Here is a 24,183-nt window from a genome sequence, read left to right as displayed (position 1 = left end):
GGCCTGACCCGGCGTGCTGTGCTATAAATTCAGTATGTTGTAACTATTATGGTGTGCAATGGCTACTTACGATTTGATCGAACGCTTAAACTCCACCTTCCGCCAGATGGAGCACGAGCTGGCGGCGTTAACGCCCGAACTCCAGGCCTGCCGGTTGCTGGCCGGGCGGGTCTTCTCCCTGCCGGACGTCGCCAAAGGCGCCGAGCACGATCCGCTCAACGCCATCGCGGTGAAGCAGCATCTCGGTCAGGAGGCGCTGACGATGGCCCTCCAGCACTATCGGCATCTGTTTATTCAGCAGCAGTCCGAGACCCGCAGCAGCAAGGCCGCCGTGCGCCTGCCGGGGGTGATCTGCCTGCAGACCGATGCCGCGCACCGGGAGCAACTTACCGCCCGCATCGCCAGCATTAACGCCCTGAAAGCAGAGTTTGAAAAAATCGTAACCGAAGAGTCGGGCCTCGCCCCTGCCGCCCGTTTCGAGTGGGTGCACCATCAGTTGCCGGGATTGATTACCCTTAACGCCTACCGCACGCTGACGGTCATTAACCACCCCGCCACCCTGCGCTTCGGCTGGGCCAACAAGCACATCATCAAAAATTTCACCCGGGAGGAGGTGCTGGAGATGCTGGAGAAAAGCCTGAAATCGCCGCGCGCCCAGGCGCCCTGGTCGCGGGATCAGTGGGTTGAACGTCTGGAAGCGGAGTACACCGCCATCCACGCGCTGCCCGCGGATGCCCGGCTCAAGATCAAACGGCCGGTAAAGGTGCAGCCCATTGCCCGCGTCTGGTATACCGGGCAGCAAAAGCAGGTGCAGTACGCCTGCCCGACGCCGCTGATCGCCCTGTACGATGCGGATCAGGGGGCGGTGATCCCGGATATCGGCGAGCTGCTGAATTACGATGCTGACAACGTTCAGCATCGTTATAAACCCCAGGCGCAGCCGCTGCGCTTAATCATTCCGCGGCTGCACCTGTACGTGGCGGAGTGACTATTTCAGGCTGCCGACCATCTCTTGTGGGCGAACCCAGCTGTCGAACTCGGCCTCGGTGAGATACCCCAGCGCCAGCGCGGAGGCTTTCAGGGTCAGCCCCTCTTTGTGCGCTTTTTTGGCGATTTCTGCCGCCTTGTCGTAGCCGATGTGGGTGTTGAGCGCCGTCACCAGCATTAATGACTCATTGAGCAGCTGGCTGATGCGCTCGCGGTTAGGCTCAATGCCCACCGCGCAGTGCTCGTTAAAGCTCTCCATTCCGTCAGCCAGCAGACGCACCGACTGCAGGAAGTTATGGATGACCATCGGACGGTAGACGTTAAGCTCAAAGTTGCCCGACGCGCCGCCCATATTCACCGCCACGTCGTTGCCCATCACCTGACAGCTGAGCATGGTCATGGCTTCGCACTGGGTCGGGTTGACCTTACCCGGCATGATGGAGCTGCCCGGCTCATTCTCGGGGATGCTGATCTCGCCGATGCCGCAGCGCGGGCCGGAGGCCAGCCAGCGCACGTCGTTGGCGATTTTCATCAGCGAGGCCGCCAGCCCTTTCAGCGCCCCGTGGGCATGCACCAGCGCATCACAGGTGGCCAGCGCTTCGAACTTATTCGGTGCGGTGACAAACGGCTGCCCGGTGATGGAGGCCAGCTCTTTTGCCACGCGCAACGCGTACTCGGGATGTGTGTTAAGCCCGGTCCCCACCGCCGTACCGCCCAGCGCCAGCTCCGCCAGATGCGGCAGGCTGTGGTCGATGTGCCGCAGGTTGTGCTCGAGCATCGCTACCCAGCCGGAAATCTCCTGGCCGAGGGTCAGCGGCGTGGCATCCTGCAGATGGGTACGGCCAATTTTGACGATATCGGCGAAAGCCTGGGATTTGTCGTGGAGGGTCTGCTTCAGCACGTTCAGCTGCGGGATCAGCTGCTCGCGCAGGGCGATTAGCGCCGCCACGTGCATCGCCGTCGGGAAGACGTCGTTGGAGCTCTGGCTTTTGTTGACGTCGTCATTCGGGTGGATCTTGCGCTCCATGCCGCGCACCCCGCCGAGCAGTTCGCTCCCGCGGTTCGCCAGCACCTCGTTCATGTTCATGTTGCTCTGGGTGCCGGAGCCGGTCTGCCAGATGGCGAGCGGGAACTCATCGGGATGTTTACCGGCCAGCACTTCATCGGCGGCGGTGATGATAGCGGTGGCTTTTTCCGCCGCCAGCAGGCCTAAATCCTGGTTGACCTTCGCCGCGGCGCGTTTGGTCAGCGCCAGGGCCTGGATCAACGAGACCGGCATTTTTTCAGTGGAGATACGGAAATGTTCCAGCGAACGCTGGGTTTGTGCGCCCCAGAGTTTGTCCTGCGGGACGTCGATGGCACCCATCGAATCTTTCTCACTGCGTGAGGTGGTCATACTTTCTCCTTGATAACAACGAAGTGGGTTGCTCACAGCTCAAAGAAACAAGTATTGATGAGATCGGGAAAAGGGTATGGCGCTTTGTGCGCTCTTTTTGTTGCCGGGCTTGTGCCGGGTGGCGCTGCGCTTACCCGGCCTACATGTTCAGTAGGCCGGGTAAGGCGAAGCCGCCACCCGGCAGGTTTTTCAAACTACTTCACGCACGCCGAACACTGGGACGACTGGATCTGCTTGAAGAAGTCGTTACCTTTGTCATCCACAAGGATAAACGCCGGGAAGTCTTCCACTTCGATTTTCCAGATAGCCTCCATACCCAGCTCCGGGTACTCAACGCACTCCAGGCTCTTGATACTGCCCTGCGCCAGTACCGCAGCCGGGCCGCCGATACTGCCGAGGTAGAAGCCGCCGTGTTTGTGGCAGGCGTCGGTCACCTGCTGGCTGCGGTTGCCCTTCGCCAGCATGATCATGCTGCCGCCGTTGGCCTGCAGCTGGTCGACGTAGGAGTCCATACGCCCGGCAGTGGTCGGGCCCAGGGAGCCAGACGCATAACCGTCCGGCGTTTTGGCCGGGCCTGCGTAGTAGATCGGGTGATCCTTAACGTACTGAGGCAGCCCTTCGCCGTTATCCAGACGCTCTTTCAGCTTCGCGTGGGCGATATCGCGACCCACGATGATGGTGCCGTTCAGCGACAGACGGGTAGAGACCGGGTACTGCGAAAGCTGGGCCAGGATCTCGTTCATCGGACGGTTCAGGTCGACGTGTACCGCCTCGCCCTCGCCCGCTTTACGCAGCTCTTCAGGGATGTACTTGCCCGGGTTGTTTTCCAGCTTTTCAATCCAGATCCCGTCGCGGTTGATTTTGGCTTTGATGTTGCGGTCCGCCGAACAGGAGACGCCCATGCCCACCGGGCAGGATGCGCCGTGACGCGGGAGACGGATCACGCGGATGTCGTGAGCGAAATATTTGCCGCCGAACTGCGCGCCGAGGCCGAGGTTCTGCGCTTCCACCAGCAGCTCCTGCTCCAGCTGTACGTCGCGGAACGCCTGGCCGTGCTCGTTACCTTCGGTCGGCAGACCGTCGTAGTATTTGGTGGAGGCCAGCTTCACGGTTTTGAGGGTGCTTTCTGCCGAGGTGCCACCGATGACAAACGCAATATGGTACGGCGGGCAGGCGGCGGTACCGAGGGTGCGCATCTTCTCCACCAGGTAGTTCTTCAGCTTGCCTGGAGTCAGGAGCGCTTTGGTCTCCTGATAGAGGTAGGTTTTGTTGGCGGAACCGCCACCCTTGGCGATGCACAGGAATTTGTATTCGTCGCCATCCACGCTGTAGAGGTCGATCTGCGCGGGCAGGTTAGTGCCGGTATTGACCTCTTTGTACATATCCAGCGCGGCGTTTTGCGAATAGCGCAGGTTGTCTTCGATATAGGTGTTGTACACGCCGCGCGCCAGGGCAGCTTCATCGCCGCCGCCGGTCCAGACGCGCTGGCCTTTTTTACCGGTGATAATGGCGGTGCCGGTATCCTGGCAGGTCGGCAGAATGCCTTTCGCCGCGATATCGGAGTTACGCAGGAACTGCAGGGCCACGTACTTGTCGTTTTCACTGGCCTGCGGATCGCTGAGGATATCCGCGACCTGCTGCTGGTGCGCCGGGCGCAGCATAAACGAGGCGTCGTGGAAAGCCTGCTGCGCCAGTAAGGTCAGCGCCTGCGGCTCAACTTTCAGGATCTCCTGTCCTTCAAACTCGGAGACAGAAACGTGGTCGCGGGTTAACAGGTAATATTCGGTCTGATCCTTGGCCAGCGGGAAAGGATCCTGGTAATGGAAGGGTTTATTCGACATTGATCTCTCACTTACTGCTTCGGTCTGTTTATTTAGAGCAGATGTTCCGCTGCCCTGCTTAAAAGCGAGTTAGCCTATCCTACACAATTTTTTAACAAAAACTGAGACTAGTACGACTTTTTCCGCGTGCAGGTTACATCCGTGCGGTTTATTGCTTTAATACGGGCAGATAATTCCACATATGAAACAGGGCTTGATAATGCAAAAACTCATCAACTCAGTGCAGAACTACGCCTGGGGAAGTAAAACTGCGTTAACGGATCTCTACGGTATCGCCAACCCGGACAACCTGCCGATGGCAGAATTGTGGATGGGGGCGCACCCGAAGAGCAGCTCAAAAATTGAAGATGCCCGGGGCGTGCGTTCCCTGCGTGAGGTTATTGATGCCGATAAAACCACGCTGTTGGGCGGTGCCGTCGCCGAACGTTTTGGCGAACTGCCATTCCTCTTCAAGGTGCTTTGCGCCGATCAACCGCTCTCCATTCAGGTTCACCCGAACAAGCAGGCCTCCGAAGAGGGCTTTGCGAAAGAGAACGCGGCCGGTATTCCGCTGGATGCCGCCGAACGTAACTACAAAGATCCCAACCACAAACCGGAACTGGTTTTTGCCCTGACTCCGTTCCTGGCAATGAACGCCTTCCGCGAGTTCTCTGAGATCGTCTCCCTGCTGCAGCCGGTCGCCGGGGCGCACAGCGCCATCGCCCACTTCCTCGAAAAACCGGATGCCGATCGCCTGAGCCACCTTTTCGCCAGCCTGCTCAATATGCAGGGCGACGAAAAATCCCGCGCCCTGGCGGTGCTGAAAGCGGCCCTCAACAGCCAGAAAGGGGAACCCTGGGAGACTATTCGCGTCATTTCAGAATTTTACCCGGACGACAGCGGTCTCTTCTCTCCGCTGCTGCTGAACGTGGTGAAACTGGAGCCGGGCGAAGCGATGTTCCTGTTTGCCGAAACGCCGCACGCCTATCTTAAAGGCGTGGCACTGGAGGTGATGGCGAACTCCGATAACGTCCTGCGTGCGGGGCTGACGCCAAAATACATCGACATTCCTGAACTGGTGGCTAACGTCAAATTCGTCGCCAAACCGGCCGCTGAGTTGCTTACCCAACCGGTGAAAAACGGCGCAGAGCTGGACTTCCCGATTCCGGTGGATGACTTTGCTTTCTCGCTGCATGACCTCGGCAGCGACGAGACCCGTATCGCCCAGCAGAGCGCGGCCATTCTGTTCTGCGTTGAGGGCGAAGCCGTGCTGAGCAAGGGTGACGAGCGCCTGGTGCTGAAGCCTGGCGAGTCAGCCTTTATTGCGGCGAATGACTCTCCGGTCAGCGTCAGCGGCGTGGGTCGTCTGGCGCGGGTTTTCAACAAGCTTTAGTGAACCGCTGAATTTTTTAACAATTATTGCTAAGCTATTGGTAATCTTATGACCTCACCGGGCGGTTTTCACCGCTCGGTTTCATTTTAGGGATAATCACGATGAAAAAATCGGTTGTAGCTGCAGGCGTTATTGTTGCTTTAGGGCTGGTCTGGACGGGCGCGGCCTGGTACACAGGGAAACAGCTGGAGAGTCGTCTGTCAGAGATGGTGGCGCAGGCGAACGGTGAGCTTAAGCGTACCGCACCGGAAGCCGGGCTGGAGCTGAGCTATCAGGATTATCAGCGCGGCGTGTTCAGCAGCCATTTGCAGATGGTCGTTAAGCCGGTTGCTGGCAGCACAAATCCGTGGCTGCAGCCGGGTCAAAGCCTGGTGCTGAACGAAGAGGTTGACCACGGCCCGTTCCCGCTGGCCCAGCTGAAAAAGTTCAACCTGATCCCTTCTATGGCCTCGGTGAAATCGACCCTGGTCAACAACGAAGCCTCTAAGCCGCTGTTCGATCTGGCTAAGAATGAGTCGCCGTTCGAAATCAATACCCGCATCAGCTATGCCGGTGATACCCGTTCCGATATCGCCCTGAAAGCGCTGAATTACGAGAATGGCGACGAGAAAGTGGCGTTCAGCGGCGGCAACTTCCAGCTTGATGCCGATCGCGACGGCAAAAACGTCACGCTGAAAGGCGAAGCGGCAAGCGGCCTGGTCCACGCGGTGAACGAGTACGATCAGAAAGTCCAGCTGACCTTCAATAACCTGAACATCGATGGCAACAGCCGTCTGACCAGCTTTGATGAACGCATCGGCGATCAGAAACTGACCCTTGATAAAATGGCTATCGCCATCGAAGGCAAAGAGATGGCGGTGCTGGAAGGCACGGATTTGAAAGCGACTGCGGATCTGTCTAAAGATGGCAAGAGCATCAACAGCCAGCTGGATTACAGCCTGAAGAGCCTGAAAGTGCAGAATCAGGACCTGGGTACCGGCAAGCTGACGCTGAAAATCGGCAATATCGACGGTCAGGCGTGGCACCAGTTCAGCCAACAGTACCGCGCCCAGAGCCAGGCGCTGCTGGCAGATAAAGAGCTGATGACCAATAACCCGGCGCTCTACCAGCAGAAAGTGGCCGAGGCGTTCTTCGGCAATCTGCCGATCCTGCTCAAAGGCGAGCCGGTAATCACTCTCGCCCCGCTGAGCTGGAAAAACAGCAAAGGCGAAACCAACTTCAATCTGTCGCTGTTCATGAAAGATCCGGCTACCGCGACGGGTGAAGCCCAGACCCTGGCCCAGGAAGTGGATCGCAGCGTGAAATCGCTGGAGAGCAAGCTGACCATCCCAATGGACATGGCGACCGAGTTCATGACCCAGATTGCGAAGCTGGAAGGCTACAACGAGGATGACGCCGGGAAGCTGGCCAGCCAGCAGGTGAAAGGCCTGGCGGCGATGGGACAGATGTTCCGCATCACCACCGTGGAAGATAACGTCATCAGCACCAGCCTGCAGTACAGCAATGGTCAGGTGACGCTGAACGGTCAGAAAATGCCTCTGGAGGAGTTCGTTGGCATGTTCGGCGTACCGGCCCTGAACCTGGCGCCACCGGCCGAGCCTGCGGCACCAGCAGTACCGCCAGCGCCGGCCGCTCCGGCAGCACCTGCGGTTCCTCAGCAGTAACGGTTTAACCCCTCTTCGGAGGGGTTTTTTATTGCCGCTTATCCTTTCCAGCCGGTAAGGAAATCCAGCAGCAGGGCATTGACCTTCTCCGGCTGCTCTTCCTGCGGCAGATGACCACACTCCTCAATGGCATACGCCCTGAGATCGTCCGCCATTTCCGCCCAGACGCTTTGCATATCGAACAGCTTTCCGACGGCGTGGAAATCATTGCCCCACAGCGACATCACCGGGCAGGCGATTTTGACGTCAGCATCGGCAAGATCCTGCGCCACATCCTCCGCGTTAGCGCGATAATCCGCCATGGCCCCGCGCACGGCTCCGGGGGCCTGATACGCCCGGACATAGGTATCAAATGCCTCGCCGCTGATGGTTGAGGGATCAAAGGTCCAGTCCGAGAAGAAGTGACGCAGCCAGATATGCTCCCGACCGGCAATCAGGGCTTCCGGCAGATCGGGCACCAGGTGGAACAGGAAGAACCAGTACGCCCGGGCGATGGAGGCATTTAAATCGCGCGCAACGATACGCGTCGGAACGTTATCCATCACCACCAGACGGTCCACCAGCTCCGGATAATCTTTCGCAAAGCGGGTTGCGACCCGCGCCCCACGGTCGTGCCCCACCAGCACCACTTTTTCCAGCCCCAGCGCGCGCATCAGCTCCCGAATATCCCGCGCCATATTGCGTTTATCGTAGCCGGAGGCAGGTTTATCGGTTTCCCCGTAGCCACGCAAATCCGGAGCGATTACCCGGTAGTGTTTTGACAGAACGGGGATCTGATAGCGCCAGGCGTAATTGGTTTCCGGAAAACCGTGCAGCAGGATAACCGGGGCGCCTTCGCCCTCCTCAACCACAAACTGACGGATGCCGTTTGCCATAACGGTATAACTTTTCATCTTTATTCCCTCGCCTTATTTCAGCAGTGGTACATCGGCCGCACGCTGCCAGGGGCCGTAGTTCGCCGGATTCCAGCTGTAACCCTGCGGGATTGTGGAGAGCTGGCCGATCCCCGGGAAGGCCAGATGCGCCGCCGCCAGCCACTCGCCATCTTTCGCCAGGGCGTTAAATTCTTTTTCACGGGACGCGGAGGCTTTCTTCGCGTCCACGTCAAAGCGAATCGTCACTTCAGGGTGCGGGAACTGCACGGCGGGCGCATGGATCAGATCGCCAATGAAGTTAACGGCTTTCCCTTCTGAGGCAAAGCGGTAGAGGGTGCTGCCAGGGGTATGGCCAATGGCATAGGCGGTCTGGACCTCCGGAATGGGCGAGGCGGGCGGCACAAAGGTTTTCAGCCGTCCGGCCGCTTTATAGGCTGCCAGGGCATCCCGGGCGATGGCGAAATACTCCTTCGCATTCGCGGGGGCACTGGCTTCTTTCGCCGGATCCAGCCAGTAGTCGGCTTCCCCCTGCGGCACGTAAACCGTGGCATTGGGGAACAGCGCTTTACCGGCGGCATCGCTCAGACCGCACACATGGTCCAGGTGAAGGTGGGTCAGGAAGATGGTGTCAACCTGCTCGGGGCGATACCCGGACGCCGTCATATTGGGGATCAGCTGTCCGGCGGTTTGCGGTACACAGTGGCCCGCCCCGCTGTCAATCATCACCAGATGTTTCCCGGTGTTGATCAGAAAAGCGTTGAATGAGGTGGGCATGCGCTCGTCATCAATCTTATGTTGCGCCAGCAGCTCGCGTATTTTGCTGGCCGACAGCCCTTTTAATAAGGAGGGCGAGAGATCGTTGTAGCCGTCAAACAGCGCCGTGACTTCATAGGCTCCGACAGCCAGGCGGTAATATCCCGGCACCTGCTGTTTAATCTGGGCGGGCGCATCAGCCAGGACGGCGCTGGCCACAAACAGGCTGCTGAGGGCTAAAACTGCGGTCATCTTTTTCATCTTCACTCCGAATTCACCGTTAATCTGAATGTGAAGTGACTATGGCGCTATAACGACAATTAGTGTAGATGTGTAATTTGATAGGCCAGTATAACGAGAAGCGAGATAATGAGACTGGAAGAGGTAGAAGTGTTCGTGGAAGCGATCAAAGCGGGCAGCCTGGCGGGGGCGGCGCGTCGGCTGTCGATGAGCGCCATGGCGGCTTCGCGGTGCCTCAATAATCTGGAGGCGGAGCTTGGGGTAAGGCTGGTGCATCGCACCACGCGCTCCCTTTCCCCCACCAGCGACGGCGCGGTATTTTTGCCCCATGCCCAGGCGCTGCTGGAGGACAAAACCAATGCTCTTGCCGATCTGTTTCCTGACGGCACCCACCTTACCGGGCGGCTGCGCATCACCGCTTCAGCCGCGTTTGGGCGGAAGATCATCGCCCCGATGCTGCCCGACTTTATGCGCCAGCATCCTGCCCTGCGGGTGGATCTGCTCGCCACCGATGAGCAGGTTGATATTGTCGCCAGAGGAATCGACGTGGCGTTACGTATCGCCCCGCTGCGGGACAACCGTCTGGTGGCGCATCGCCTGTGTGATAACCCCCGCGATTTGTGCGCCAGCGCTGAGTATCTGGCGGCGAACGGCTATCCGAAAACCCTCAGCGATCTGGCGACGCACAGCTGCTTAACCACCTCCGATACTACCCACTGGGCGTTTGACCAGGGCGGGCAGCGCAGCAAACAGAAGGTGTCCGGGCGATTTTCGGCGAACTCCATTGAGGCGATCTTTGAGGCGTGTCTGGGGGGAATGGGCATCGCCAACCTCTCCCGCTGGTACGTTGAGCCCGCCCTGGCGCAGGGCCAGCTTGAGCGGATTGTACTGGAGGATGCCCAACCGGAGGCCCTGGCCGTCTGGGCCGTCTACCCGACGTCGCGACTGATCCCGGTGAAGGTACGTAAGTTTGTTGAAGCCCTTGAGGCGCGGCTGGCGATTAACCCGCTCACGCCATAAGCGTAACGCTATTTCACCGTCACCAGCCGGGCTGAAACGATCTGGTGCCCGGCCTGCACGTCGGATTTCTCGATGCGCTGCATAATGCGGTCTGCCAGGGTGTAGCCCATTTCGCGCGCGGGCGTGGTCGCCCAGACGATGGGCAGATCGTCCAGCGCGTTCTCTGACACATCCGCAAAGGCGCCGAGCGCCACCTGATGACCAAAGAAAGTTTCAACTCCGCCTTCCCCGCTTTGTCGTCCGGCACGGATCAGGCCAAACCAGGCCCCCATGGCGATGACGTCGTTGTAGCAGATCACGGCGCTGATGGTCGGACTGGCGCGCAGCAGTGCATTTATCGCCTCTGCCGCCTGCTTCTGGCTGGAGCCGCACTCCACCACCCACTCGCTGTGGAACGGCAGCCCGTATTTAATCAAGGTCGCGCAGTAGCCGCCCACCCGTTCGGCGCGGGTCAGGGACGAGCTTTGCCCGCCCAGCCAGGCAATGCGCTGATGGCCGCGATGAATAAGATGTTCGGTCAGCATTTGCGCCGCCTGCATGTTGTCCGGGCGCAGGGTATCCGCTTCGTCCAGATAGCTGGCGCGGGAGGCAAACACCAGCGGAACGCCCTTCTGTGCGGCCCGCTCGCACAGCTCATTACTCACCCCGGAGGCTCCGGCGACAATCACGCCATCCACCCCTTGCGTCAGCAGCATGTCGAGACGCTGGAGCAGCTGGTCGGCCTCGCGCCCGCCGGCCAGCAAAAAGACCATCCGCCCCTGGGCTTCCAGCGCTTCCGTCATGCCTGCGGTGAGCTCAGCATAAAACGGCGACGTGAGGTCGCGGACGATCAGGCCAATCACCCCGCTTTGCCCACCCCGCAGGGCGGATGCCTGGCGGTTGCGGACAAAACCGAGTTGCTCAACCGCCTCGTTGACGCGCTGGCCCGTTGCGGGAGAGATGCGTCCTTTACCGCTCAAAACCAGTGAAACCGTGCTGACGGAAACCCCCGCCGCCAGCGCGACGTCGTTGATGGTGATCTTTTTCGCTACAGCCATGTGGTGGCGTGACTCCCTGATAATGAGAACGCTAAAACGTTTTATCAATACGTTATCTTTATACTCTCTGCCAAAGCCTGAGAATGTGATTTAGCGCGCACTAAACTTTGATAAAACGTTTTATCTTCTCGCAGCACTGAGGCAGGTAAATCTATTTTAACAACAAAGGAGTCGTTTTATGACGGCGAAAGCAGCACAAAAAATCTCGCTGTGGGAGTTTTTCCAGCAACTGGGTAAAACCTTTATGCTGCCCGTGGCTCTGCTCTCCTTCTGCGGGATCATGCTGGGGATCGGCAGTTCGCTCAGCAGTCACGATGTCGTTACCCTGATCCCGGCGCTGGGTAACCCCGTGCTGCAGGCGATCTTCATCTGGATGAGCAAGGTCGGCTCCTTTGCCTTTAGCTTCCTGCCGGTGATGTTCTGTATCGCTATCCCACTGGGGCTGGCCCGTGAAAACAAAGGCGTGGCGGCGTTTGCCGGTTTCGTTGGCTACGCGGTGATGAACCTGGCGGTCAACTTCTGGCTGACCGCGAAAGGTATTCTGCCGACCACCGACGCGGCGGTGCTCAAAGCCAACAACATTCAGAGCGTGATTGGTATTCAGTCTATTGATACCGGGATCCTCGGAGCGGTGATCGCAGGGGTGATCATCTGGATGCTGCACGAGCGTTTCCACAATATCCGCCTGCCGGACGCGCTGGCCTTCTTCGGCGGTACCCGCTTTGTGCCGATTATCACCCTCGTTGTAATGGGTCTGTTTGGTCTGATCATTCCGCTGATTTGGCCTGTCTTTGCCATGGGAATTACCGGCATTGGCCGTATCATTAACAGCGCGGGGGATTTCGGTCCGATGATCTTCGGCACCGGGGAACGCCTGTTGCTGCCGTTTGGACTCCAGCATATTCTTGTCGCCCTGATCCGCTTCACCGAAGCGGGCGGCACCATGGACGTATGCGGTCACGATGTGAGCGGCGCGCTGACCATCTTCCAGGCGCAGCTGAGCTGCCCGACCACCCACGGCTTCTCGGAGAGCGCCACCCGCTTCCTCTCCCAGGGTAAAATGCCTGCCTTCCTCGGCGGCCTGCCGGGTGCGGCGCTGGCAATGTACCACTGCGCCCGTCCGGAAAACCGTCATAAGATTAAAGGCCTGCTGATCTCCGGCGTTATCGCCTGCGTGGTAGGCGGCACCACCGAGCCGATCGAGTTCCTGTTCCTGTTCGTGGCGCCGGTGCTGTATCTGATTCACGCCGTGCTGACCGGTCTGGGCTTCACCACCATGGCGGTGCTGGGCGTGACCATCGGCAACACCGACGGCAACGTGATCGACTTCGTGGTGTTCGGTATTCTTCATGGCCTGTCGACCAAGTGGTATCTGGTACCGGTAGTGGCCGCTATCTGGTTTGCGGTGTACTACGGCATCTTCCGCTTCGCCATCACCCGCTTTAACCTTAAAACGCCGGGACGTGATATCGATAACGCGGCAAGCGTGGAACAGGCCGTGGCAGGCGTCACCGGCAAATCCGGCTACAATACCCCGGCAATCCTCGCGGCGCTGGGCGGTGCGGATAACATTACCTCGCTGGACAACTGCATCACCCGTCTGCGTCTGTCGGTAGCGGATATGTCCAAAGTGGATACCAACGCCCTGAAGGCCAACCGCGCCATCGGCGTGGTGCAGCTTAACCAGCACAATTTGCAGGTAGTGATCGGCCCGCAGGTACAGTCAGTGAAAGATGAGCTGGCGACCCTGATGCGAACAGTAGAAGCCTGATGCCTCAGCCCCCTCACCTGAGGGGGTTTTCATTTAAGGACACGTTATGTTTGATTTTTCAGCCGTCGTGGATCGTCACGGCACCTGGTGTACCCAGTGGGATTACATTGCGGACCGCTTCGGCACCGCCGATCTGCTGCCCTTTACCATCTCGGATATGGATTTCGCCACCGCCCCCTGCATCATCGACGCCCTGCAATCGCGCATCGGCCACGGGGTGTTTGGCTACAGCCGCTGGAAAAACGACGAATTCCTTGCCGCGGTGGCGCACTGGTTTCGCCAGCGCTTTAACAGCACCATAGACACCAACGCCATCGTCTACGGCCCGTCGGTGATCTATATGGTGTCGGAGCTGATCCGCCAGTGGTCAGCGCCCGGCGACGGCGTGGTGATCCACACCCCGGCCTACGACGCGTTTTACAATGCCGTGGCGGGCAATCAGCGTCAGGTGGTCTCCGTTGGCCTGCATAAAACGCCTGCGGGATGGCAGTGCGACATGGCGGAACTGGAAGCGGTGCTGGCCCAGCCGCAGAACACTGTTTTACTGCTTTGCAGCCCGCACAACCCCACCGGCAAGGTCTGGACCCGGGATGAGCTGAACACCATGGCGGATCTGTGCGCGCGTCACGGCGTAGCGGTGATCAGCGATGAGATCCATATGGATATGGTCTGGGGCAACCACCGGCATACCCCGTGGTGCGAGGTGGCGCGCAGCAAATGGGCCCTGCTGACCTCGGGCTCCAAGAGCTTTAACATTCCCGCCCTTACCGGGGCTTACGGGCTTATTGGCGACGAGGCCAGCCGCACGGCGTATTTACATGCGCTGAAGGGGCGCGACGGGCTCTCTTCGCCGTCGGTGCTGGCGCTGGTGGCGCACATTGCCGCTTATGAGCAGGGTGAGGCCTGGCTGGATGCGCTGCGCGGGTATCTGGAGGCCAACTTGCAGTATGTTGCCGACAGGCTCAACGCCGCCTTCCCCGCGTTAAACTGGCAACCGCCGGAAGCGACCTATCTGGCGTGGGTCGATCTCCGCCCGCTCAACATTGATGACAAGGCGCTGCAAAAGGTGCTGATTGAGCAGCAAAAGGTGGCGATTATGCCAGGCTATACTTACGGCGAAGAGGGTAACGGTTTTATCCGCCTTAACGCCGGATGCCCGCGCAGCAAGCTGGAGCAAGGCGTCGAACGCCTGATTGCCGGGATCAACGCCCTGCGGTGATTTTGTTGCGCAACGGATATTTATCTTGCGCAAATAGCTTTTTCATCGGTTTTGTTTTTATAATGTGTCGCACTTCTACTAATAAAGAGTGCGACCATGATTGATACCACCCTCCCGCTAACTGACGTTCACCGCCACCTTGACGGCAACATCCGCGCCCAGACCATTCTGGACCTTGGTCGTCAGTATAATTTAACCCTGCCCGCACAAACCCTGGAGTCACTGATCCCGCATGTGCAGGTTACGGAAAACGAGCCGGATCTGGTCAGCTTTTTGAGCAAACTCGACTGGGGGGTAAAAGTTCTCGCCTCGCTGGACGCCTGCCGTCGCGTCGCCTTTGAAAATATCGAAGATGCCGCGCGCAACGGTCTGCACTACGTCGAGCTGCGTTTCTCCCCAGGCTATATGGCGATGACCCATAACTTGCCGGTCGACGGTGTGGTAGAAGCGGTGATCGCAGGGGTTCGCGAAGGGTGCAAAACCTTTAACGTTGAAGCGCGTCTGATCGGGATCATGAGCCGCACCTTCGGCGAAGCCGCCTGCCTGCAGGAGCTTGAAGCCCTGCTGGCGCACCGGGACGGTATTACCGCGGTGGATCTGGCCGGCGATGAGCTGGGCTTCCCGGGCAGCCTGTTCCTTTCCCACTTCAACCGCGCCCGTGATGCTGGCTGGCACATCACCGTCCATGCCGGTGAAGCGGCGGGCCCGGAGAGCATCTGGCAGGCTATTCGTGAGCTGGGTGCCGAGCGAATCGGTCACGGCGTGAAGGCGGTGGAAGACAGGGCTCTGATGGATTTCCTCGCCGAACAGCGCATCGGGATCGAATCCTGTTTAACCTCCAACATTCAGACCAGCACCGTGGCGACGCTGGCGCACCATCCGCTGAAAACCTTCCTCGAGCATGGGGTACTGGCGTCCTTGAACACCGACGATCCGGCGGTTCAGGGTGTGGATATCATTCATGAGTACAACGTGGCTGCCTCGCTGGCAGGGCTGAGCCGGGAGCAGATCCGCCAGGCGCAGATCAACGGACTGGAGATGGCATTTTTAACGCCGGCCGAGAAGCAGGCGCTGCGCGACAAGGTCGCACGCGGATAAGAAAACGCCCGGCACTGCCGGGCGTTGTTTTTTATGCCAGACAGAGAGTCGCGCGATGTTTCGCCGACTCGATACCCAGCTCAATCAGCTCCATAATCTGAATCGCCTGGCTTGCCGGAACCGGGTTTTCCCCGTCACCGTTCAGCGCATCGCGAATACCGGCGTAATAGGCCGGATAGTTGCCCGGCAGCGTCAGCCAGGTCTCTTCCACGAGTTCTTCGCCTTCGACACGGGTCAGCACGCCATCACGCATGTCGTAGCCCCAGTCCTCCTGCGGCAGACGTTCGCCGTTTTTCAGACGATCTTCCTGCGGGTCGAGACCAAACTTCACGTAGCTGCCGCGGGTGCCGTGGACGATGTAACGCGCGGATTCCGCCGCGGCCACCATGGTGCCGTGCAGCACAACGCGACGCTGCGGGTAGCTCAGCACCGCATGGAAATAGTCCGTTGCCTGCGCGCCAGGACGCAGCTGGGCCAGATCGACGTTCAGGCTCACCGGCAGACCAAACAGGTTAACGGCCTGGTCGAGAAGATGCGGGGCCAGATCGTACCAGATGCCGCTGCCCGGGCCCGCCTGCTCACGCCAGCGGTTACGCACCTGGGGACGGAAACGGTCGAAATGGGATTCAAAGAATGCCACTTCCCCGAGGGAGCCGTCGGCAATCAATGCCTTAACGGTGAGGAAATCGCTGTCCCAACGACGGTTGTGGAACACGGAGAGCAGTTTACCCAGGCTTTTCGCCAGCGCATCCAGCTCGCGCGCCTGTGACAACGTCACGGTGAACGGTTTGTCCACGACCACATGCTTGCCTGCTTCCAGGGCCGCTTTCGCCAGCGGGAAGTGGGTGTCGTTCGGCGTCGGGATGACGATCAGATCGATAGTCGGATCGTTAAAAAGATGCTTCGGCTCGGAAACCACCGGCACGTTTGGCCAGTCGGCGTGGACTTTTGTCGCATCGCTGCTGGAAATTGCTGCCAGCTCCATCCCCGGAGTGCCATCAATCAGCGGGGCGTGAAACGTTTTACTCGCATAACCATAACCTATTAATCCAACACGGATTTTGTCGCTCATGAAATCGCCTCTCATCTTTTGACACTCATATTTCACACTATCTCTTCTCACCTCACAATAGATTAATCTGGCACTCCTCGCTTTAAAGCAACACAAGCAATCAGTAATTTCTGATTAACATTTATAACTCGCTGAATACAATCGTAAAACATCAATGCAAAGCGCTTGCCGGAAGGCATAGCGCGCTGTAAAATTCTGGATCTGTATTTATGGATAAAACAAATAACGAATCATGACGACAATAATTAATCGAATTATCGAGTTAGCAGGGTGGATTGTGCTGGGCGTGTCGGTGATATTGCTGGGCATTGCCAGCCATATTGATAACTACCAGCCGCCAGAACCGGTGAATACGGTCAATCAAGCCAAGCCTCATGCACTGATCAAAAATAGTGACATATGATGTCAGTTGCTTATTGCCAGCCGTCATGAACAGCGTTACCCTTCTTCGCCAGGCGTCGGCCGACGCCTGATTTCGTCAGCAAAGAATATTCTTAATTTTGCCGATGCGTTTCTGCAAAATGTTTACGTCTTATTTGAACCGTTTATTATTCGACCGAATTACTCCTTTGGTATTACTCACTCGTATATGGAAAATTATTAAAATGACAGTTCAGGACTATTTATTAAAGTTTCGCAAAATTAATTCCCTTGAAAGTCTGGAAAAGCTCTTTGATCACCTGAATTATACCCTGAATGATAATCAGGAGATTATCAGCATGTACCGCGCCGCCGATCACCGTCGCGCAGAGCTGGTCTCTGGTGGACGCCTGTTCAACGTCGGCGAAGTGCCTAAGTCAGTGTGGCGTTACGTGCTCTAAAAGGATACTCATTCCCCGGAAATGTTATATACTCTCGCCCCTGCTAATTTGCGGTTCGCGCTTTAATGACTTCGGGAGAGAACATGACCACTACGGCTGGAGAAAGAATTGGCGGCTGGTTACTTGCTCCGCTTGCCTGGCTGCTGGTTGCATTATTAAGTGCCTCGCTGGCCCTGGTACTTTACTCTACTGCGTTAATTACGCCGCACGCGTTAAAGACGCTTGGTGCGCAAAATACGACTGCTATTGTCATGTGGTTTATTTCCTTCGCCTTCGCGATTGCCATGTGGTACTACACGCTGTGGCTGACCATTGCGTTTTTCAAACGCCGCCGCAGTGTGCCTAAGCACTATATTATCTGGCTGCTTGTCTCCGTATTGCTGGCCGTGAAGGCCTTCGCTTTTTCGCCGGTATCCGATGCGCTGGCGCTGAGACAACTTCTCTTCCCACTGCTTGTGACCGCGCTGTTTGTGCCCTACTTTAAGCGCTCGGCACGTGTGAAGAACACCTTTGTGAACCCGTAATAACCTTACAGTTAACCTGTTGTCGCCTGCGGCGGTTTATCCGATAATAGGCGGCTTTTTTATATCAGGCTAAATAATGACCGATTACTTACTGCTCTTTGTCGGCACGGTGCTGGTAAACAACTTCGTTCTCGTGAAGTTCCTTGGCCTGTGCCCGTTTATGGGCGTCTCCAAAAAGCTGGAAACGGCGATGGGGATGGGGCTGGCAACCACCTTCGTGCTGACCCTGGCCTCGATCTGCGCCTGGTGGGTAGATACCTGGATCTTAATCCCCCTTGGTCTGACCTATCTGCGCACGCTGGCCTTTATTCTGGTTATCGCTGTGGTGGTGCAGTTCACCGAAATGGTGGTGCGTAAAACCAGCCCGGCGCTCTACCGCCTGCTCGGCATCTTCCTGCCGCTGATCACCACCAACTGTGCTGTGCTCGGCGTGGCGCTGCTCAACATTAACCTTGGGCACAATTTCCTGCAGTCGGCGCTGTACGGCTTTTCCGCCGCGGTCGGCTTCTCGCTGGTGATGGTGCTGTTTGCGGCGATCCGCGAACGCCTGGTGGCGGCCGATATCCCGGCACCGTTTCGCGGTAACGCTATCGCGCTGGTTACCGCCGGTCTTATGTCTCTGGCCTTTATGGGCTTTAGTGGTCTGGTGAAGTTGTAATGAATGCAATCTGGATTGCCATTGCTGTCCTCGGCGTTCTGGGACTGCTGTTTGGCGTTATTCTCGGTTACGCCTCACGCCGCTTTGCGGTAGAGGACGATCCGGTTGTCGAAAAAATTGATGAGCTGCTGCCGCAAAGCCAGTGCGGGCAGTGCGGCTACCCTGGCTGTCGCCCTTACGCCGAGGCGGTGGGCACCGGCGGAGAGAAAATTAACCGCTGTGCCCCTGGCGGCGAAGCGGTAATGCTCAAAATTGCCGGACTGCTGAACGTGGAACCCCAGCCGGTCGACGGTGACGAGAGCGCCCAGGAGCCGGTGCGCATGCTGGCGGTGATTGATGAGCCCAACTGCATCGGCTGCACCAAATGTATTCAGGCCTGCCCGGTGGATGCCATCGTGGGCGCCACGCGCGCCATGCATACCGTGATGGAAGATCTGTGTACCGGCTGTAACCTCTGTGTTGCCCCCTGCCCGACCCAGTGCATTGAGTTACGCCCGGTAGCAACCACAACTGACAGCTGGAAATGGGATCTTCAGACCATTCCGGTGCGCATTATTCCTGTGGAACAACATGCTTAAGTTATTTTCTGCCTTCAGAAAAGAGAAGATCTGGGATTTCGACGGCGGTATTCACCCGCCGGAGATGAAAACCCAGTCCAGCGGCACGCCGCTGCGCCAGATACCGCTGGCCAACCGTTTTATTATCCCTCTGAAACAGCACATCGGCGCTGAGGGTGAGCTGTGCGTGAAGCCCGGCGACAGCGTGTTACGCGGCCAGCCCCTGACCTTCGGGCGCGGGCGTATGCTGCCTGTACATGCCCCGACCTCCGGCACCGTGGTGGCGATTGCCCCCCATACGGTGGCCCACCCTTCCGCGCTGTCTGAAATGTGCATCGTGATTGAAGCCGATGGCGAAGATCGCTGGATCGAGCGCGACGGCTGGAGCGACTACCGCAGCCACAGCCGGGAAGAACTGATCGCCCGCATCCATCAGTCCGGCGTCGCCGGTCTGGGCGGCGCAGGCTTCCCGACCGGCAACAAACTGCAGGGCGGCGGCGATAAGATTAAGACCCTGATCATCAACGCCGCCGAGTGCGAACCCTACATTACGGCGGACGATCGTCTGATGCAGGACTGCGCGGCGCAGATCGTCGAGGGTATTCGTATCCTCGCGCACATTCTGCAGCCGCAGGAAGTCCTGATCGGCATCGAAGATAACAAGCCGCAGGCCATCTCCATGCTGCGTGCGGTGCTGGCAGGTAGCCACGACATCAGCCTGCGCGTCATCCCGACCAAATACCCTTCCGGCGGTGCGAAGCAGCTGACCCAGATCTTAACCGGCAAGCAGGTTCCCCACGGCGGTCGTTCGTCTGATATCGGCGTGCTGATGCAGAACGTCGGCACCGCCTATGCCGTGAAACGTGCGGTCATTGACGGCGAACCGCTCACCGAGCGCGTCGTCACCCTCACCGGTGAAGCCGTCAGCCGTCCGGGCAACGTCTGGGCGCGTCTCGGCACTCCTGTCCGCCACCTGCTCGATCAGGCCGGTTTCTGCCCGAGCGCTGAGCAGATGGTGATCATGGGCGGGCCGCTGATGGGCTTTACCCTGCCGTGGCTCGATGTCCCGGTCGTGAAAATTACCAACTGCCTGCTTGCACCGTCCGCCAGCGAAATGGGCGAAGAGCAGGAAGAGAAAGGCTGCATTCGCTGTAGTGCCTGCGCCGACGCCTGTCCGGCAGATCTGCTGCCCCAGCAGCTGTACTGGTACAGCAAAGGGCAGATCCACGACAAAGCAAAATCCCACAACCTGGCCGACTGTATCGAGTGCGGTGCCTGCGCCTGGGTTTGTCCGAGCAATATTCCGCTGGTGCAGTATTTCCGCGTCGAGAAAGCCGAAATTTACGCCATCGCCCAGGAAGAGAAGCGTGCTGCCGAAGCCAAAGCACGTTTTGAAGCGCGCCAGCAGCGTCTTGAGCGTGAGAAAGCCGCCCGCGAGGAGCGCCACAAGAAAGCCGCGGTTCAGCCTGCGGCGAAAGATCAGGACGCCATCAACGCCGCCCTGGCCCGCGTGCGCGAGAAGAAAGCCACCGCTACCGAAGATGTAGTGATCCCGGCAGGTCAGCGCCCGGATAACAGCGAGATGATTGCCGCCCGCGAAGCGCGTAAAGCCGAGGCCCGGGCGCGGCAGGCAGAAAAAGCCCAGGCAGCCGCAGCGCAGCCGGAAGCCGATCCGCGTAAAGCGGCGGTGGAAGCGGCGATTGCCCGCGCCAAAGCCCGCAAAGCGGCCCAGCCGGAAGAAAGCCAGGCCGAACCGGCTCCGGTCGATCCACGTAAAGCCGCGGTCGAAGCGGCGATTGCCCGCGCGAAAGCCCGCAAAGCGGCGCAGCCGGACGACATTCAGATCGAACAGACGCCGGTCGACCCGCGCAAAGCCGCGGTCGAAGCGGCGATTGCCCGTGCGAAAGCCCGTAAAGCGGCGCAGCCGGAAACGACCCCGGAAGAAAAATCCCCTGTCGATCCGCGTAAAGCCGCGGTCGAGGCGGCCATCGCTCGTGCCAAAGCACGCAAGGCGGCGCAGCAGGAAGAAGAACCGGCAGCCAATGACGATCCACGCAAGGCGGCAGTTGCTGCCGCCATCGCGCGCGTCCAGGCGAAGAAAGCCGCACAGCAGGCAGTTAACGAGGATTAAATGGTTTTCAGAATCGCAAGCTCCCCTTATACCCATAACCAGCGCCAGACATCGCGCATTATGATGCTGGTTTGCCTGGCCGCGCTGCCGGGCATTGCCGTTCAGTTCTGGTTTTTCGGCTGGGGTACGCTGCTGCAAATTATCCTCGGCTGTGTCAGCGCCCTGGCGGCTGAAGCGCTGGTGCTTAAGCTGCGTAAAATGGCGGTAAGCAAAATTCTGGCGGACAACTCCGCCCTGCTTACCGGTCTGCTGCTGGCTATCAGTATTCCCCCCTTCGCCCCCTGGTGGATGGTGGTGCTCGGCACCGTATTTGCGGTGATCATCGCCAAGCAGCTGTATGGCGGCCTGGGGCACAACCCCTTTAACCCGGCGATGATTGGCTACGTGGTGCTGCTGATCTCCTTCCCGGTGCAGATGACCAGTTGGCTGCCGCCGCATGACATCGCCGCAACGGTGCCAGGTTTTATGGATGCCGTGCAGGTGATCTTCTCTGGCCATACCGCCAGCGGCGCTGATATGAACAGCCTGCGCATGGGCGTGGATGGTATCAGCCAGGCAACACCGCTCGATACCTTCAAAACCTCCCTGCACGCGGGTCATAGCGTGGAGCAGATCCTGCAGTACCCGATTTACAGCGGCGTGCTGGCGGGCGCAGGCTGGCAGTGGGTTAACCTCGCTTATCTGGCGGGCGGGCTGTTTCTGCTGTGGCAGAAAGCGATCCGCTGGCATATCCCGGTGAGCTTCCTGGTCACTCTGGCGGTCTGTTCCGGGCTGGGCTGGGCGTTCTCGCCTGAGTCGCTGGCTTCGCCGCAGATCCATCTGCTCTCTGGTGCCACCATGCTGGGTGCGTTCTTTATTCTGACCGACCCGGTGACGGCCTCCACCACGAACCGTGGTCGCCTGATTTTTGGTGCGCTGGCCGGTCTGCTGGTATGGCTGATCCGCAGCTTTGGCGGTTACCCGGACGGCGTGGCCTTCGCCGTGCTGCTGGCGAACATTACCGTACCGCTCATCGACTACTACACCCGTCCGCGCGTGTACGGCCATCGCTAAGGAATACGCCATGTTAAAGACGATGCAAAAACACGGTGTGACCCTGGCGCTCTTTGCCGCGGTGCTGACTGGCCTGACCGCGCTGGTCAACGGGTTAACCAAATCCACCATTGATGAGCAGGCAGCTCGTCAGCAGAAGGCGCTGTTTGATCAGGTTATTCCGGCCGATTTGTACGATAACGAACTGCAGAAGAGCTGCTACCTTGTTCAGGCTCCGGCGCTGGGCAAAGGCACTCACCGTATTTACATTGCCCGTAAAGGCGATACCCCGGTCGGCGTGGTGATGGAAGCGACGGCCCCGGACGGTTACTCTGGCGCTATTCAGCTGCTGGTCGGCACCGATTTCTCCGGCACCGTGCTGGGCACGCGCGTGACTCAGCATCACGAAACGCCAGGGCTTGGGGATAAAATCGAAACCCGCTTAAGCGACTGGATTTTGCATTTCGCTGGTAAAACCATCCACGGTATTGACGATCCGGCGTTTGCAGTGAAAAAAGATGGCGGCGAATTCGATCAGTTTACCGGTGCGACCATTACCCCGCGAGCGGTGGTGAATGCCGTTAAGCGCGCGGGCGTCTACGCGCAAACGCTGCCTGCGCAAATTAACAATCTGCCCGCCTGTGAGGAGTGATCATGAGCCAGGTTAAAGAGGTTATTGTCCAGGGGCTGTGGAAGAACAACTCCGCCCTGGTGCAGCTGTTGGGGATGTGTCCGCTGCTGGCCGTCACTTCGACCGCCACCAACGCCCTGGGTCTGGGCCTTGCCACCACGCTGGTGCTGACCCTGACCAATCTGTCGATCTCTGCCCTGCGCCGCTGGACGCCGTCAGAAATTCGTATTCCGATCTACGTGATGATCATCGCCTCGGTGGTGAGCGTCGTGCAGATGCTGATCAACGCCTACGCCTTTGGCCTCTATCAGTCGCTGGGGATTTTTATCCCGCTGATCGTGACCAACTGTATTGTGGTGGGACGCGCCGAAGCCTTTGCGGTGAAAAACGATCCGCTGATTTCAGCCCTTGATGGCTTTGCCATCGGGATGGGGGCAACCGGGGCGATGTTCGTGCTGGGCTCGATGCGCGAAATCCTCGGCAACGGCACCCTGTTCGACGGCGCGGACGCGCTGCTGGGCGGCTGGGCCAAAGCCCTGCGCATTGAAGTGTTCCACACCGATACGCCGTTCCTGCTGGCGATGCTGCCTCCAGGCGCGTTTATTGGCCTCGGCATGATGCTGGCGGTGAAATACCTGATTGATGAGAAACGCAAACGCCGCGCTGCTGCACGCAGCGCAGAGGAAGGGATCCCTGAGAAGGCCTGATGAACAAAGAGAAGCGTTTAACTATTTTGCAGCGCCTGCGGGATAACAACCCGCACCCGACGACCGAACTGAACTTCACCTCGCCGTTTGAACTGCTGATCGCGGTCCTGCTCTCCGCGCAGGCTACGGACGTGAGCGTGAACAAAGCCACCGCCAAGCTCTACCCCGTAGCCAACACGCCCCAGGCGATGCTGGAGCTGGGCGTCGAGGGGGTAAAGTCGTACATCAAGACCATCGGCCTGTTTAACAGCAAAGCCGAGAACGTGATTAAAACCTGCCGGATGCTGATAGAACTGCACGGTGGCGAAGTACCGGAAGATCGCGCCGCGCTGGAAGCCCTGCCCGGCGTGGGCCGCAAAACCGCCAACGTGGTGCTGAATACCGCCTTTGGCTGGCCGACCATTGCCGTGGATACCCACATCTTCCGCGTCTGCAACCGGACGAATTTCGCCCCGGGCAAAAACGTGGAGCAGGTTGAAGATAAGCTGCTGAAGGTGGTTCCGGCGGAATTTAAGGTCGACTGCCATCACTGGCTGATCCTGCACGGGCGTTACACCTGCATTGCGCGTAAGCCCCGCTGTGGCTCCTGTATTATTGAAGATCTCTGTGAATATAAAGAGAAAACCGATGCCTGAAACCGTCATCCGACGGTTTTTTCATGATGTAAATCCCTTACACTAAGCATGACTATCTTTTACTCCCGCCTTTTGCAGTTTTTCCAGCTGAGCTAAAGTGCATGCTTCGCGCATTGTGCGGCCATATAACAATCAAACAGGT

General features: G+C 58.6%; 23 protein-coding genes. 17 read left to right on the top strand and 6 right to left on the bottom strand.

Annotated elements, in window-relative coordinates:
* The first annotated feature begins 58 nt into the window (after nt 1-58).
* Nucleotides 59-988, top strand: coding sequence for a DNA replication terminus site-binding protein (gene tus, locus ACOYA6_RS05700; protein WP_422654205.1), 930 nt, complete (start codon nt 59-61; stop codon nt 986-988).
* Here the strand turns inward: tus and fumC are convergent, their stop codons facing one another.
* Nucleotides 989-2,383 carry a class II fumarate hydratase gene (fumC, locus tag ACOYA6_RS05695; RefSeq protein WP_422654204.1) on the bottom strand — a complete coding sequence of 465 codons (1,395 nt, stop codon included), beginning with the start codon at nt 2,381-2,383 and terminating at the stop codon, nt 989-991.
* A gap of 194 nt (nt 2,384-2,577) precedes the next feature.
* Nucleotides 2,578-4,224: a class I fumarate hydratase FumA gene (gene fumA / locus ACOYA6_RS05690; RefSeq protein ID WP_223074162.1), complete on the bottom strand. Its 1,647-nt coding sequence runs from the start codon at nt 4,222-4,224 to the stop codon at nt 2,578-2,580.
* Between the two features lie 199 nt (nt 4,225-4,423).
* On the opposite strand from fumA, the gene manA reads away from it, so the two are divergent.
* Entirely contained in the window at nt 4,424-5,596 is a 1,173-nt protein-coding gene (manA, locus tag ACOYA6_RS05685) for a mannose-6-phosphate isomerase (protein ID WP_039029179.1), read from the top strand.
* Between the two features lie 101 nt (nt 5,597-5,697).
* Nucleotides 5,698-7,260, top strand: a complete 1,563-nt coding sequence (locus ACOYA6_RS05680) for a YdgA family protein (protein WP_138368850.1) — start codon at nt 5,698-5,700, stop codon at nt 7,258-7,260.
* Between the two features lie 38 nt (nt 7,261-7,298).
* On the opposite strand, the gene ACOYA6_RS05675 is transcribed toward ACOYA6_RS05680, so the two are convergent.
* Together ACOYA6_RS05675 and ACOYA6_RS05670 are read right to left on the bottom strand one after the other, a co-directional pair.
* The gene (locus tag ACOYA6_RS05675; protein WP_223074163.1) at nt 7,299-8,153 is read right to left on the bottom strand and encodes an alpha/beta fold hydrolase; all 855 of its coding nucleotides are present in this window, start codon (nt 8,151-8,153) and stop codon (nt 7,299-7,301) included.
* A gap of 15 nt (nt 8,154-8,168) precedes the next feature.
* Entirely contained in the window at nt 8,169-9,140 is a 972-nt protein-coding gene (locus ACOYA6_RS05670) for an MBL fold metallo-hydrolase (RefSeq protein ID WP_422654203.1), read from the bottom strand.
* A gap of 117 nt (nt 9,141-9,257) precedes the next feature.
* Here ACOYA6_RS05670 and ACOYA6_RS05665 point away from each other — a divergent pair, with 117 nt between their 5' ends.
* Nucleotides 9,258-10,148 carry a LysR family transcriptional regulator gene (locus ACOYA6_RS05665; RefSeq protein WP_422654202.1) on the top strand — a complete coding sequence of 297 codons (891 nt, stop codon included), beginning with the start codon at nt 9,258-9,260 and terminating at the stop codon, nt 10,146-10,148.
* Between the two features lie 8 nt (nt 10,149-10,156).
* Here ACOYA6_RS05665 and ACOYA6_RS05660 read toward each other — a convergent pair whose 3' ends face one another.
* Nucleotides 10,157-11,185: a Mal regulon transcriptional regulator MalI gene (locus tag ACOYA6_RS05660; RefSeq protein ID WP_422654201.1), complete on the bottom strand. Its 1,029-nt coding sequence runs from the start codon at nt 11,183-11,185 to the stop codon at nt 10,157-10,159.
* Nucleotides 11,186-11,363: 178 nt separating this feature from the next.
* Between ACOYA6_RS05660 and malX the strand changes: the two genes are divergently transcribed.
* The 3 genes from malX to add all read left to right on the top strand — a co-directional run bounded on the left by malX (nt 11,364) and on the right by add (nt 15,273).
* Complete coding sequence (gene malX, locus ACOYA6_RS05655; RefSeq protein WP_138368847.1) at nt 11,364-12,956, top strand: maltose/glucose-specific PTS transporter subunit IIBC; 1,593 nt, start codon at nt 11,364-11,366, stop codon at nt 12,954-12,956.
* Nucleotides 12,957-13,002: 46 nt separating this feature from the next.
* Nucleotides 13,003-14,175, top strand: a complete 1,173-nt coding sequence (locus tag ACOYA6_RS05650; RefSeq protein WP_422654200.1) for a MalY/PatB family protein — start codon at nt 13,003-13,005, stop codon at nt 14,173-14,175.
* Nucleotides 14,176-14,271: 96 nt separating this feature from the next.
* Nucleotides 14,272-15,273, top strand: coding sequence for an adenosine deaminase (gene add / locus ACOYA6_RS05645; RefSeq protein WP_422654199.1), 1,002 nt, complete (start codon nt 14,272-14,274; stop codon nt 15,271-15,273).
* A 31-nt stretch (nt 15,274-15,304) separates the two neighbouring features.
* Here the strand turns inward: add and ACOYA6_RS05640 are convergent, their stop codons facing one another.
* A complete protein-coding gene (locus ACOYA6_RS05640; RefSeq protein ID WP_138368844.1) occupies nt 15,305-16,345 on the bottom strand; it encodes an oxidoreductase in 1,041 nt (346 codons plus the stop codon).
* A 244-nt stretch (nt 16,346-16,589) separates the two neighbouring features.
* On the opposite strand from ACOYA6_RS05640, the gene blr reads away from it, so the two are divergent.
* The 10 genes from blr to nth all read left to right on the top strand — a co-directional run bounded on the left by blr (nt 16,590) and on the right by nth (nt 24,041).
* Nucleotides 16,590-16,748, top strand: coding sequence for a division septum protein Blr (gene blr, locus ACOYA6_RS05635; RefSeq protein WP_171029932.1), 159 nt, complete (start codon nt 16,590-16,592; stop codon nt 16,746-16,748).
* Nucleotides 16,749-16,950: 202 nt separating this feature from the next.
* Nucleotides 16,951-17,166, top strand: a complete 216-nt coding sequence (ydgT, locus tag ACOYA6_RS05630) for a transcription modulator YdgT (protein WP_039029168.1) — start codon at nt 16,951-16,953, stop codon at nt 17,164-17,166.
* 83 nt (nt 17,167-17,249) lie between these two features.
* Entirely contained in the window at nt 17,250-17,690 is a 441-nt protein-coding gene (locus ACOYA6_RS05625) for a DUF2569 domain-containing protein (protein WP_039029167.1), read from the top strand.
* Between the two features lie 76 nt (nt 17,691-17,766).
* Nucleotides 17,767-18,348 carry an electron transport complex subunit RsxA gene (gene rsxA / locus ACOYA6_RS05620; RefSeq protein WP_039029166.1) on the top strand — a complete coding sequence of 194 codons (582 nt, stop codon included), beginning with the start codon at nt 17,767-17,769 and terminating at the stop codon, nt 18,346-18,348.
* Nucleotides 18,348-18,926 carry an electron transport complex subunit RsxB gene (rsxB, locus tag ACOYA6_RS05615; RefSeq protein ID WP_039029165.1) on the top strand — a complete coding sequence of 193 codons (579 nt, stop codon included), beginning with the start codon at nt 18,348-18,350 and terminating at the stop codon, nt 18,924-18,926. The genes rsxA and rsxB overlap by 1 nt, the downstream gene beginning before the upstream one ends.
* Nucleotides 18,919-21,036 (top strand): electron transport complex subunit RsxC, encoded by a 2,118-nt coding sequence (gene rsxC, locus ACOYA6_RS05610; RefSeq protein WP_223074169.1) that lies wholly within the window; start codon nt 18,919-18,921, stop codon nt 21,034-21,036. The genes rsxB and rsxC overlap by 8 nt, the downstream gene beginning before the upstream one ends.
* Entirely contained in the window at nt 21,037-22,089 is a 1,053-nt protein-coding gene (rsxD, locus tag ACOYA6_RS05605) for an electron transport complex subunit RsxD (protein WP_039029163.1), read from the top strand.
* A gap of 10 nt (nt 22,090-22,099) precedes the next feature.
* A complete protein-coding gene (rsxG, locus tag ACOYA6_RS05600; protein WP_039029162.1) occupies nt 22,100-22,720 on the top strand; it encodes an electron transport complex subunit RsxG in 621 nt (206 codons plus the stop codon).
* A gap of 2 nt (nt 22,721-22,722) precedes the next feature.
* Nucleotides 22,723-23,406 (top strand): electron transport complex subunit E, encoded by a 684-nt coding sequence (locus ACOYA6_RS05595; RefSeq protein WP_039029161.1) that lies wholly within the window; start codon nt 22,723-22,725, stop codon nt 23,404-23,406.
* Complete coding sequence (nth, locus tag ACOYA6_RS05590) at nt 23,406-24,041, top strand: endonuclease III (RefSeq protein ID WP_039029160.1); 636 nt, start codon at nt 23,406-23,408, stop codon at nt 24,039-24,041. Before ACOYA6_RS05595 ends, nth begins: the two co-directional genes overlap by 1 nt.
* Nucleotides 24,042-24,183 lie beyond the last annotated feature (142 nt).

Origin of the sequence: Leclercia barmai, assembly GCF_049312895.1 — a bacterium.
Classification (GTDB): domain Bacteria; phylum Pseudomonadota; class Gammaproteobacteria; order Enterobacterales; family Enterobacteriaceae; genus Enterobacter; species Enterobacter barmai.
Note: the sequence above shows the minus strand (reverse complement) of the source record. Positions and strands in the feature narration are given on the sequence as shown.